The organism is Candidatus Saccharibacteria bacterium, assembly GCA_016191105.1.
GTDB lineage: Bacteria > Patescibacteriota > Saccharimonadia > CAILAD01 > BJGX01 > JACPPH01.
Genome location: JACPPH010000003.1, coordinates 20,534 through 32,176, shown reverse-complemented (window position 1 = coordinate 32,176; position 11,643 = coordinate 20,534). Strand labels below are relative to the sequence as shown.

The window sequence follows — 11,643 nt, the reverse complement described above, 5'->3', positions numbered from 1 at the left end:
TTGGCCTGATTTTTTGTGTATAATAGCTAAATATGGCAAAACCCAAAGAAATTCCATACGTCGGGCTTGATATTGGCACTAGTAAAGTTGTGTGTGTGGTTGGCCTACAGCAAGAAGACTCGTCGACGCCGAGCATAATTGGCTTGGGTGTAAGCCCCACGGTTGGCCTGCGTCGCGGGGTGGTTATAGATATCGAGGAGACTGTCAGCTCGATTACAGCGGCTCTCGAAGAGGCTGAGCGTATGAGCGGCATAGCTATTGAGCGGGCGACTGTGAGTATCGACGGTGCGCACATTCAAAGCCTAAACTCGCGTGGGGTGATTGCTGTAGCCAGAGCCGATCACCAGATTACCCGCGAGGATCTGGGCCGAGCCGAAGAGGCCGCTACAGCCATTAACTTAGATGCCAATCGCCAGATCTTGCAAGTCATGCCCCGTAGTTACACGGTCGATGGCCAAGCTGGTATTGCTGACCCGGTGGGCATGAATGGGGTGCGATTGGAGGTTGACACCCATATAATTACTGGTACCACGCCGGCTATTAAAAATGTGGCCAATGCGGTGTTTCGCTCGGGCATTACCATAGACGATCAAGTAATTGCACCTATGGCGGCAGCCCGCGCGGTGCTCACCAAACGCCAGAAAGAGCTGGGCGTAATTGTAATCAATTTTGGGGCCGAAACCACTGGTGTAGTGATGTACGAAGAGGGCCATGTGGTGTTTACCACCATCTTGCCGGTCGGCAGCAACCATATTACCAAGGACCTCGTGTATGGCCTGCGCACCAACATAGATATTGCCGAAAAGGTGAAGATAGCAGCTGCCAGAGCCGAAAAAGGCAAGTCTGGTGCCAATACCAAGATCAACTTAGAAGAATTTGGTGGCAAAGGCGTAGTGCGCAGAAGTGAAATCGACAAGATTGTGCTTAGCCGACTTGACGAGATATTTGGCATGATTGCTGGCGAGATCAAAAAGGCCAGCAAGGGCTCTCTGCTGACCGCCGGAGTGGTTATAACTGGGGGCGGTGCCCATATGACAGGTTTAACAGATTATGCTAAGCGGGTACTTAAGCTACCGGCTACAGTTGGCAAACTATCTGGATTTAGTGGTATTTACGACAAGATTAACGACCCCATGTACTCAGCCGCAGTTGGCTTGATGCTAATTGATACCGATCAACCGACAGCTCACCACAAGATCCAGCTCGGCGGTTTTATGGGCGGTGTAACCAGCAAACTCAAGTCGATATTCAAAAGTTTGGCTCCGTAATCGACCCTCGTCATCCTCGAGTCGACGCGTAGCATTCGACATCGGGGATCCATGCTCTCTGGATTCCCGCCTGCGCGGGAATGACAACAAAAAAGACCCTTCGCTGGACAGCGAATTAAGGTTCTTTTTTAGATAATTTCTGGTGCTCTCCTGGGCAGAAGAGCTTAATTGTCGGCGAAGATGGGTTCCCACTTCTTAGACCCTCTTGCTAGGAGAGCCTCGATTCTGGTTCCGAATGTCTTCAGAATCATGTAGATGTCTGATTCGCGATCTACATAGTCACGACGCTCCATAAGCCTCCCGCTCAGGGTGGCTATATGGATGAGTACAGTTGGGTGCCACAACTGCTGCTCAATGCCGTTCACGAGGCAGACAATTTCGGCAGAAGTCTGCCATTCTGGCCTCCACTCATGCGTTGCTCTGTCAAGGTCGTACTCTTTGCTCAAAAGCTGCACCCCACCTCTGTCGACTCTGACACCGAGCGACTGAACCTCAGCCACGAGTGTTTTCCCACCAATCACACACTCGGTGTAAAGCCTGATGCTGACCACCCCCGCCCACTTCTGGAATCTAACCAGGACACGCCCCCTTCGGAGCGGCAGAGACAAGTTCTCTAACTGTACTTCATTCATGTTTCCTCCATATGCCTCGACCCGCAAGGGCCACTGGCGTCGGATTTTCGGATACTTTTGGTTGTCATTGGCCTCGAGCGTCGTTGCTCACTGGCACTGACTGTTCATGTGCTATCCTGCCCAGGATTGGCCCTAGCATATAACTTTTACCAAACTTAGTCAAAAATATGAACACAAAAATAGAACACTGCCATTTTGGCACGAACACATTAATTACTTCTTAAGCTTTTTCAAAAAAGTCGAGCAAAATTCTTGTATTAACAATCCAGCGACTGTATACTAATCTTAACTCTTGGCCAGTGTTTACCAGGAGTTGTGGCAAGGCAAAACACACCTGGTAGAGATTGCTCTACCACAGGAATTATCAAAGAGGGGGTGAAACATAAAACTATGGCCGAAATTTTACCAGAAATTGAAACATTCGCACGCATCAAAGTAGTCGGCATTGGCGGGGGCGGCAACAACGCGCTTAATAGAATGGTTCAATCCAAATTACACGGCATTGATTTTATTGCCATCAACACCGATGCCCAGGCCTTGCACTATTCACAGGCCAACAAAAAGGTTCATATTGGCAAAGAGGCCACCAAAGGCCTTGGGGCCGGTGCCAACCCAGACATAGGCAAGCAGGCCGCCGAAGAAAGCGAAGAAGAAATCTATAGCGCGCTCAAGCACTCCGAGATGGTGTTTTTGACCATCTGCGAAGGTGGCGGCACAGGTAGCGGTGCCGCTCCGGTAATTGCCCGCATTGCCAAAGAGGTCGGTGCGCTTACTGTAGCGATTGTAACCAAGCCCTTCACCTTCGAGGGTGATCGCCGACGCAAGATTGCCGATGCTGGCGTTGAGGAGCTGCGTGACAAGGTAGACACCCTAATAGTTATCCCAAACGATCGGATTTTGCAGATAATTGATCGCAAAACCAGCTTACTCGACGCTTTTGGCACGGTCGATGACGTGTTGCGTCAGGGTGTACAAGGCATAGCTGATCTGATAACTGTTAATGGCTTGGTGAATCTGGACTTTGCCGATGTTAAATCGATTATGCACGATGCCGGCTCAGCCCTAATGGGTATTGGCCAGGGTTCGGGCGATACTCGCGCGGTTGATGCTGTTAAGCAGGCTATGGAGTCGCCACTGCTCGAAGTTTCAATTCAAGGTGCCAAGGGTGTGCTAATTAACTTTACCGGCGGGCGCGACATGGGTATGCACGAGATAGAAGAAGCCGCCAAGCTGGTACACGACTCGGTCGACCAAGAGGCCAACATTATCTTCGGTACAGTAATCGATGAAAACATGGCTGGCGAAATCCGTGTAACCCTGGTGGCCACTGGTTTTGATGGCGAGCGCCGTAAAAAACAAAGCTACACCGATTTTAGCGGCTTGCAAGAAGAAACCGTGATCGAAGAAGTTGATATTGTTGAGGAGACACCATCTACGCCGTTTATAGAAGAAGAAAAAGAGCAGCCAATCTTTGATACTCGTGAACACGAGCCAATGGTAAAGGCTGAGCCCGATGTGCCGGCCCCAGAGGTACCAGATGAAGATCTAGCTAATTCTAAGGCCAAATCGCCTCAAGAAGAAGAGCTAATCGGCTTTGATATGGAAAAGGATCTGCTCGATGAAGAAAGCAAACGTGAACCAGTGCGCGAAAAACCAATTGTCGAGACAGTAGGCTCGCGCTTCGATGACAAAGAAGAGGACGACCTAGATAAACCAGCCTTCTTGCGCCAGAACGTGAAGGTTGAAGAGCCTTCGTTTGATGATGACGATGACATTCCAAGCTTTGTGAAGCGAAAGATGTAGGCATACATGCGTTGTCCAAATTGTGGCAGCAGCGATAGCAAGGTACTAGAGTCGCGTGAGCATGACCCCTCGGGCATTCGGCGTAGGCGGGAGTGCAACAAGTGCGGGCGCCGATTTACCACCTACGAGCGAATTGAAACGCCCCACTTAATGATTATTAAGAAAAATGGCGATCGGGAATCGTATGATCGCGACAAGCTAGCCAAAGGGCTTTATAAGGCCTGCGAAAAGCGCCCGATTCCGGTAGAAAAGATTGAGGCCATAATCTCGCGCATTGAGCAGGCGCTCTATGGCAAAGGTGAGCGCGAGCTTAAGAGCACGGTAATTGGTGGCTTGGTTATGAAAGAACTACTGGTGACCGACGAAGTAGCCTACGTGCGTTTTGCTAGTGTGTATCGCAGCTTTACGGGGATTGCCTCGTTTGAGCGGGAGCTTAACCAGCTCAAGAAGCGTAAGCCTGGAGATACAAAAAAATAACTCGGTCTGATACAATTAAGCTATGAAAGCGCTTATATTTACCGACAAACACTCAAGCTTCAATACTGAGCTGCAATCGCTGCTGCGTGAGCTTAGCCGCCGCCACATGGCACTGAATCAGGTCGATGTGAACAGCCGTGATGGTTCGAGCAAAGCCCAGTTATACGATATATTTAGCGCACCAGCGGTAGTGCTAACCCGCGACGATGGTGCGCCAGTGGCTAGCTGGCGGCATAATATTCCCCGAGCAGACGATGTTAGCTATCAGATGGGCATAATTTAAGCTTGTCAAAAGCTTGAATCAATCTTATAATATTAGTTAATAAATGCGCTTCGCTCTTAAGTGGCGAATGAGCGGCTATCCCCCGCGAAGCAGCGAGCAGAAATCTAAGCAAGAGAGTAGAACTCGCCGTATGATCACGTAAGTATCAAATTAAGTGCCCTAAATAATTTAGGGAAGTCAGATGGTACCGTTCGCAACTAGGCGAACTCTGACACCGCAAAAGCGGTGCTTTTTGTTTTTTAGGAAGAGATTTTATGAAAAAACTATCCCCATACAATACCAGAGAGGTTGAAGAAAAAATGTTAGAATTTTGGCAGCAGGAAGATATCTTTGCCAAAACTCTAAAGAAAACTGAATCGGGCAAGCGGTTTAGTTTTTATGATGGGCCGCCGTTTGCCAACGGCCTGCCGCACTTTGGGCATAGCTTGGTGACAAGTATAAAAGACTCTATCGGCCGCTACCAAACCATGCGCGGCCGATACGTGGAGCGTCGCAACGGTTGGGATTGCCATGGTTTGCCGGTCGAGTTTGAGATTGAAAAGAAATTTGGCGTATCAGGTAAAAAACAGATCATGGAGCTGGGCTTGGAGAAGTTCAATCAGGCCTGTCGCGACTCAGTTTTTACCTATAAAAAAGATTGGGAAGACTTTTTTGATCGGATTGGTCGCTGGACCGATAAGGAGAACGCTTACGCTACGATCGACAATAGTTATACAGAGTCGGTTTGGTGGGTGTTTTCAGAAATTTACAAAAAAGACCTCATTTATAAGGGTTACAAAAGTATGCCTTACTGCCCGCGTTGCGCTACACCTTTGAGCAACTTTGAGGTCAATGAGGGCTATAAAGACGGTGTAACCGACCCTAGTTTATTTGTTAAGTTTAAGCTTGTCGACGATAGCGCTTACTTTTTGGCTTGGACCACCACACCCTGGAGTTTACCTGGTAACGTTGCACTGGCGGTCGAGCCGAATGCCAAATATGTAAAGGTTAAGCTCTACGACGACGAAGGCAATAATGAAGAGTTAATCCTAGCCGAGAAGCGCTTGGAAGCACTTAATAGCGAAACTTACGAGGTCTTAGATCGTTACATGGGTAAAGACCTGGTCGGCAAGGGCTACGAGCCGGTATTTAACCTTGAGGAGCTTCCCAAGAACGATAACCTGTACAAAGTCTGGGCGGCGGAGTTTGTAAGCGTTGAAGACGGTACAGGCGTTTTGCATGTAGCGCCAGCTTTTGGTGAAGATGATCTTAACTTGGGTTTGGAGCACGGTCTACCCGTACTAACTACTGTTGATTCGGCAGGCCTGGTGAGCGAGTCTGTGGGTGACAAGGAGATTGGGGGCCTGTTCTTTAAAAAGGCCGACCCCGTTATTATTGAGCATTTAACAAAAAAAGGAATGGTGTATGCGGCCGAGGAGCAAGCTCACACTTATCCGTTTTGCTATCGTTGCGAAACCCCACTACTTTATTATGCAATTGACACTTGGTTTATTGCTGTGTCAAAGCTCAAAGAAGAGCTGCTAAAATCTTCTGAGTCGATAGAATGGGTGCCTGGCCACATTAAAGAAGGTCGCTTTGGCAAATGGCTGGAAGGCGCTCGTGATTGGGCGATATCGCGCAACCGCTACTGGGGCGCTCCTATGCCTGTATGGGTAAACGATGACGACAAAGAAGATTTTTTGGTGATTTCTAGCATCGATGAGCTTAAAAAGTTAGCCCTAGGAAATCCTGAATTTACGGATCTGCACCGTCCACATATTGATGATGTGGTGATACAAAAAGACGGCAAAACCTATCACCGGGTTGAAGAGGTGATTGACTGTTGGTTTGAGTCGGGCAGCATGCCGTATGCTCAGGTTCACTATCCATTTGAAAACAAAGACGAGTTTAAAGAGTCGTTCCCAGCAGATTATATCGGCGAGGGCTTAGATCAAACCAGGCTTTGGTTCTATGTGTTGCATGTGATAGCGACGATCTTGTTCAACAAGCCTGCCTACAAAAACGTGCTGGTGAACGGCATGGTAATGGCGGCTGATGGCCAAAAGCTTTCTAAACGGCTCAAAAACTACCCCCCACTCGACGAGGTGTTCTCAACTGAAGGTGCGGACAGTTTAAGATTTTATTTACTTTCGAGTACTCCGGCAGTAACCGGCGACTACATGCGCTTTGACCGCTCAGCTTTGAAGGATATCCACAGGAACTTGGTTATGACACTAGCTAACAGCGCTTCATTCTTCAGTATGTATGCCGAAATTGACGGTTGGAAGCCATCGAATTTAGATAGGCCAAGCAAATTAGATAACCCATTAGATAAATGGCTGGTGGCAAGAGTTCAACAAACTGTAGAATTGAGCACCAAAGCTGCCGATAACTTTGAACTAGCCAAAGCCAGCTGGCCAGTATATGGGCTAGTAGAAGATATGTCGAATTGGTATGTGCGCCGCAGCCGCAGACGTTTTTGGAAAAGCCAAAACGATGCCGATAAAAACCAGGCCTACCAGACGCTTTATTGGTCGCTGGTTAAGATTTGCCAGCTGCTGGCTCCATGGACACCTTTTGCTAGCGATTACTTTTACAGACATCTGGTGAGTGATTTGAGTGACGCTCCAGAGTCGGTTCATTTATGTGACTGGCCAGAGTCTGGAACTGTGGACAATAAAATGCTGGAAGAAATGAAGCTAGTTCGGCAGACCGTGAATGATGGCTTGAGCGTGCGGGCCGAAGCCGGCATAAAAGTTCGCCAGCCCCTCTCAAATGCCACAATCAATAGCCCACAAGATATTTCCGCTCAACTGCAAGCGCTAATTGGTGAGGAGCTTAATGTTAAAGACGTGATAGTTAAGAAGGCCACTGAGCTTAAAGTTGAATTGGATACAAATATTACTCGAGAACTCAAAAACGAAGGTCTTGCGCGCGACATAATTCGTAACATTCAACAAGCTCGTAAAGAGGCTGGACTGGATGTCGATAACCGAATAAAGCTCAACTTAGCTACTCAATCGGAGCCATTGCTAGCGGCAATTAAACAATGTGCTCAGTTGATTTCGGCTGAGACCCTTGCCAACGAGCTTACGACCGATCCGGCAATTGATCTAGAATTCTCAAAAACTGCTACAATAGACTCTGGCGAAATTCAGATTCGCCTGAGTCAAGATGAAAAAATCCAGTAAATTATCGTTTTTTGCCCATTACGACCTGGTGTTACTGGTTTGCACTTTGTTGCTAACCGCACTAGGGCTAACAGTATTGTATTCCTCGGGTCTACGCAGCGAGGTTACACCAACTCAGCTCGATACTAGTCGCCAGATTATATATGTATTGGTGGGCCTGGGGTTGCTTTTTGGTGTGAGCCGGCTTGATTACAGGGTATTGCGAGATTATGCACCTATGCTGTATGGGTTGATGCTTGTTACGCTACTTTTTGTGGCTGTATTTGGGGCTAATAGGCTCGGGGCAACTCGTTGGATCAACCTTGGTTTCTTTCAGTTCCAGCCATCTGAATTTGCTAAGCTTTTTTTGATTATTTTCTTTGCCTGGTTTTTTTCGAAGTACTATGTCAGTTTGCGGCAGGTGCGCTATCTAATGTTTTCGGTGGCGCTACTTTTGATTCCGCTGGCTCTGGTTTTAGCGCAGCCGGATTTGGGCACAGCACTGGTGTTTGTAGCAATTTGGCTAAGTATGGTTCTAGCCAGTAAAGTGCCCAAGCGCTATGTCATTGCCTTAGTTGCAGCGGCCTTAATTGTACTGCCCTTTGCTTATCAGTATCTAGCTCCGTATCAGAAGCAACGGCTCGAGACATTCATTAACCCGACTGCTAACCCCGCTACAACTGGTTATAATGTGAATCAAGCTATAATTGCGGTTGGCTCAGGCGGTGTGTGGGGGCAGGGCTTAACGGCTGGGTCACAAAGTGAGGGTAACTTTTTACCCAGCCAACAAACTGATTTTATATTTGCTGTTCTGAGTGAAAAGCTTGGTTTTGTGGGGGCAGGCCTGGCGATTCTGATTTTTGTAGTTTTGATTTTTCGAGCCCTTATGATTGCTAGGGCTGCACCAGATTATTTTGGCAGCTTCTTTGCAGTTGGGGTGGCTGCCATGCTGCTGTTCCATGTGCTTATAAATATTGGCATGAACATGGGTATAATGCCGGTTACTGGCATTCCGTTGCCATTCATATCGGCTGGTGGTAGCAGCATGTTGGTGATGTTGGTTAGTATTGGTGTTTTAGAAAGCATCTATTTGCGCCGCCGTCCCAATCTGCTATATTCAGATCCAGAACGTGTTAGCTTTAGTAAGGTTTAGGAGAAGATTTGAAAAAGATAGTAAAAGCTTTGGGTCTTGTGGTGGTGGGTACTTTATTGATATATGGAGCTTATGTTCAGTTTCGGGTCAATACCAGCAAAACATCAGGACAGGCCAACACCTACCAAGTAAAAAAAGTAGTCGATGGCGACACCATTGAGGTGGTAATAAATGGCAAAACCGAGACCGTTCGTTTGATTGGCATGGACACACCAGAGGTGGTTGACCCGCGCAAGCCTGTGCAGTGCTTTGGCCGCGAGGCCAGCGCCAAAGGCCATGAACTCATGGATGGCAAAAGTGTGCGTCTTGAGTCTGACACCTTGGCTGGTGAAGTCGACAAATACAATCGGCGCCTAGCTTATGTCTGGTTGCCAGATGGTAGCCTGTATAATCAATATATGATAGCCGAAGGCTTTGCCCACGAATATACCTACCAGAGCCAACCCTACAAATATCAGGCTCAGTTTAAAGCTGCTCAAGCGCTGGCTAAATCTGAACAAAAAGGCTTTTGGAGTCCCAACACCTGCGACGGCGATACCAAAAAGGCTGCTAGCTAGCCATGTAGCTACTAACCTTGCGGGTAAACATGAGTAGCCAGGCGAAGGTAATACCAAAAGCTAGCATTTCGAAAGCTGTTAGGTTGAGATAACCAACTCTACTAAATAATATGTAGCTGATCAAGATGGCTCCAAGTGCAAAATAAGAGTTGGTTAGAAAAGCCGCGTCTATAAAAGGCAGTATCTTCTTTAAGCCAAGCACAATCACGCCAAAGCCAAGCACCATCGAGTAGGCCGAAAGGTTATGCAGGAGGGGCGCACGATCGTAGGGAAAGAACCCCACGCCGGCCATGCAAAGGCCCACAAATATAAACAAAATCTTTAATAGCTTAATATTCGGCTTGTTTTTAGGCCCGTGCTTTATTAGCTTAACATCTTCGAGCATATGCGAGCTGAGGGTGATCAAAATAAAGCCTGATAGAATGAGCGTAAAGTTGAAGGCAAGAGCGCTCAGGCCACTTTGAGTGCCGAGTGAGCTGAAGTTCTCTTGCCACCAGAGTGGGTTACCAGCCGTGATCATGCTTAGCATTACGCCAGAGATCATTACCACCGAGAACATACTAACTATCCGCTTGGTATTCATGGCAATTGCGGCTGGCACCAGCACATACACCAGGCCGGCCGAATAAGTGCCGACAATTATCGAAGAGGTGTATTTGTCGAGCCCTAGGTCTTGAAAGGCGGCGTTAAACAGCCACACGCCAATGGCAGTTACCATGGCGATCATGATGGCTGAGGCAATGGTAAGGGTGATCACATTAAATATCAGCTGTTTATTGCTGAGTCGCTCTTGGCCGTGGTTTACGCCATATATATAAACCGGCGGAAAAACTAACAAACAGATTACAATTCCAGCTACCAGCATTGCCAAGCCAATCGAATCCGGGCCAACTATTTTGATGGTAGATTTGTGCCAGAATGCCAACAGGCTAAGCAGTGAGGCAAGTACAATTGTGGGGACAAAGATTGTTTCGGCAATTTTTTCGTTGCTGCGGCGCGAGCGATCGAAGATCTTTAGCATGATTTTATTTTACAACCAAGACGCTACAAACGGCAATTTGTTATACTAATATGTATGAGCAAAGCCCTATTAGCAGAGAATGATAAGCAAACCTTTTCGACCCGACGACTTGAGGCCCTAACCGACGGCGTGTTTGCCATTGCTATGACCCTTTTGGTGCTCGACTTGAAAGTGCCAGAGATTGTTGGGCAAGTCACAAATACAGGATTAATGCAGGCATTAAGAGGCATGCAAAGTAATGTTGTTAGCTTTGTGGTTAGTTTTTTGCTGCTTGGCAGCATGTGGGCGGTGCACGTACGGCAATTTGAGCACTTTCATGTTGCCGATCGCCACTTTACTATGATCAACACCCTGCGTTTGCTGGCCGTGGTGTTTATACCTTTTACCACCAGCCTGGCTGGAGCCTATCCAAATCTACTAATAGCTCGCGTGTTGTTCCCACTAAACTTTTTCTTTCTTGCCCTCATTAGCTGGTGGCAGTGGAGCTACGCCACCAAACTTGATAAGCAGCTTAAGGCAAACCTCGACAAGCCAGAGATAGTGAATGGTGAGCAGCGCAACGTAGTTTTTCTACTTATATCGGCTGCAACCGTGGTGCTTTCGATCTTTGTGGGCACCTGGGCATTTTTGCTATTTGCCCTGGCGCCAGTTTTTATGCGACTGTTTACCGCTCCCGTGAAAGTGGACTAATCAAAAAACACAGCCTTGTAATAAAAGCTGTGTTTTTTGATTGTTTTGCCTAAGAGTTGTGATGGTGCGCGATGGCCATGCCAATAATGATTGGACCAGAAATTAACGCGTACAAGCCCAAGACCCAGGTAAAAGCTACGCCGGCAGCGACCGGCTGGCGTAAGATTACAAAACCAGCCAATACGCTGATTATACCCACGATTGCGAGCAGAGCTCGAGTGGAACCTTCGATTGCGCGGTTAAAAGCGAACACGACCTCGAGCACGCCGCGAAAGATCAACACAAAACCAACCACAAACAGGAAGGTTGAGAGTTGCACCACACTATCAGCTCGCAGCAAGTATACGCCCACGCCAATGCTTAGCGCACCCATTAGGAGCTTGAGCCACCAAAAGTCTTGTTTGCCGGCATAGATTATGCCGCTTACTAGCTCAACTACCCCGATTACTAATATATATAGGGCAAACACCCAGGCCAAGTTCACCAGCGTAATTGCCGGCCAAGCCAGAGCGGTTAGCCCAAACAGTACAAACACCACGCCTTTGACTACCGAAACCCAAGTTGGTTCTTGGAGGCCTGGTGTCATGTCGACAGCGACTGCTTTTGCCAT

General features: G+C 47.8%; 11 protein-coding genes. 8 read left to right on the top strand and 3 right to left on the bottom strand.

The window, feature by feature from the left end; genetic code table 11:
- Positions 1–32 precede the first annotated feature (32 nt).
- Positions 33–1,268 carry a cell division protein FtsA gene (gene ftsA, locus HYX70_01505; protein MBI2797961.1) on the top strand — a complete coding sequence of 412 codons (1,236 nt, stop codon included), beginning with the start codon at positions 33–35 and terminating at the stop codon, positions 1,266–1,268.
- Positions 1,269–1,432: 164 nt separating this feature from the next.
- Here the strand turns inward: ftsA and HYX70_01500 are convergent, their stop codons facing one another.
- On the bottom strand, positions 1,433–1,900 hold the full coding sequence (locus HYX70_01500; GenBank protein ID MBI2797960.1) for a hypothetical protein: 468 nt from the start codon (positions 1,898–1,900) through the stop codon (positions 1,433–1,435).
- Between the two features lie 390 nt (positions 1,901–2,290).
- Between HYX70_01500 and ftsZ the strand changes: the two genes are divergently transcribed.
- The 6 genes from ftsZ (at position 2,291) to HYX70_01470 (ending at position 9,322) form a co-directional block, all read left to right on the top strand.
- Complete coding sequence (gene ftsZ / locus HYX70_01495; protein ID MBI2797959.1) at positions 2,291–3,703, top strand: cell division protein FtsZ; 1,413 nt, start codon at positions 2,291–2,293, stop codon at positions 3,701–3,703.
- Between the two features lie 6 nt (positions 3,704–3,709).
- Positions 3,710–4,180, top strand: coding sequence for a transcriptional repressor NrdR (gene nrdR, locus HYX70_01490; GenBank protein MBI2797958.1), 471 nt, complete (start codon positions 3,710–3,712; stop codon positions 4,178–4,180).
- A gap of 22 nt (positions 4,181–4,202) precedes the next feature.
- Positions 4,203–4,463, top strand: a complete 261-nt coding sequence (locus HYX70_01485; GenBank protein MBI2797957.1) for a hypothetical protein — start codon at positions 4,203–4,205, stop codon at positions 4,461–4,463.
- A gap of 254 nt (positions 4,464–4,717) precedes the next feature.
- The gene (locus HYX70_01480; GenBank protein MBI2797956.1) at positions 4,718–7,633 is read left to right on the top strand and encodes an isoleucine--tRNA ligase; all 2,916 of its coding nucleotides are present in this window, start codon (positions 4,718–4,720) and stop codon (positions 7,631–7,633) included.
- The gene (gene rodA, locus HYX70_01475) at positions 7,617–8,765 is read left to right on the top strand and encodes a rod shape-determining protein RodA (protein ID MBI2797955.1); all 1,149 of its coding nucleotides are present in this window, start codon (positions 7,617–7,619) and stop codon (positions 8,763–8,765) included. Before HYX70_01480 ends, rodA begins: the two co-directional genes overlap by 17 nt.
- Before the next feature lie 8 nt (positions 8,766–8,773).
- A complete protein-coding gene (locus HYX70_01470; GenBank protein ID MBI2797954.1) occupies positions 8,774–9,322 on the top strand; it encodes a thermonuclease family protein in 549 nt (182 codons plus the stop codon).
- Here HYX70_01470 and HYX70_01465 read toward each other — a convergent pair.
- Positions 9,315–10,343: a hypothetical protein gene (locus tag HYX70_01465; GenBank protein ID MBI2797953.1), complete on the bottom strand. Its 1,029-nt coding sequence runs from the start codon at positions 10,341–10,343 to the stop codon at positions 9,315–9,317. The genes HYX70_01470 and HYX70_01465 overlap by 8 nt on opposite strands.
- Before the next feature lie 54 nt (positions 10,344–10,397).
- Between HYX70_01465 and HYX70_01460 the strand changes: the two genes are divergently transcribed.
- Complete coding sequence (locus HYX70_01460) at positions 10,398–11,033, top strand: DUF1211 domain-containing protein (GenBank protein ID MBI2797952.1); 636 nt, start codon at positions 10,398–10,400, stop codon at positions 11,031–11,033.
- A 49-nt stretch (positions 11,034–11,082) separates the two neighbouring features.
- Here the strand turns inward: HYX70_01460 and HYX70_01455 are convergent, their stop codons facing one another.
- On the bottom strand, positions 11,083–11,643 hold the full coding sequence (locus HYX70_01455; GenBank protein MBI2797951.1) for a DUF308 domain-containing protein: 561 nt from the start codon (positions 11,641–11,643) through the stop codon (positions 11,083–11,085).

Coding starts and splice junctions, on each gene's coding strand:
- HYX70_01455 (MBI2797951.1), bottom strand. CDS start 11,643: ATGGCAAAAGCAGTCGCTGTCGACATGACACCAGGCCTCCAAGAACCA.
- rodA (MBI2797955.1), top strand. CDS start 7,617: ATGAAAAAATCCAGTAAATTATCGTTTTTTGCCCATTACGACCTGGTG.
- ftsA (MBI2797961.1), top strand. CDS start 33: ATGGCAAAACCCAAAGAAATTCCATACGTCGGGCTTGATATTGGCACT.
- HYX70_01480 (MBI2797956.1), top strand. CDS start 4,718: ATGAAAAAACTATCCCCATACAATACCAGAGAGGTTGAAGAAAAAATG.
- HYX70_01465 (MBI2797953.1), bottom strand. CDS start 10,343: ATGCTAAAGATCTTCGATCGCTCGCGCCGCAGCAACGAAAAAATTGCC.
- HYX70_01485 (MBI2797957.1), top strand. CDS start 4,203: ATGAAAGCGCTTATATTTACCGACAAACACTCAAGCTTCAATACTGAG.
- ftsZ (MBI2797959.1), top strand. CDS start 2,291: ATGGCCGAAATTTTACCAGAAATTGAAACATTCGCACGCATCAAAGTA.
- HYX70_01460 (MBI2797952.1), top strand. CDS start 10,398: ATGAGCAAAGCCCTATTAGCAGAGAATGATAAGCAAACCTTTTCGACC.
- nrdR (MBI2797958.1), top strand. CDS start 3,710: ATGCGTTGTCCAAATTGTGGCAGCAGCGATAGCAAGGTACTAGAGTCG.
- HYX70_01500 (MBI2797960.1), bottom strand. CDS start 1,900: ATGAATGAAGTACAGTTAGAGAACTTGTCTCTGCCGCTCCGAAGGGGG.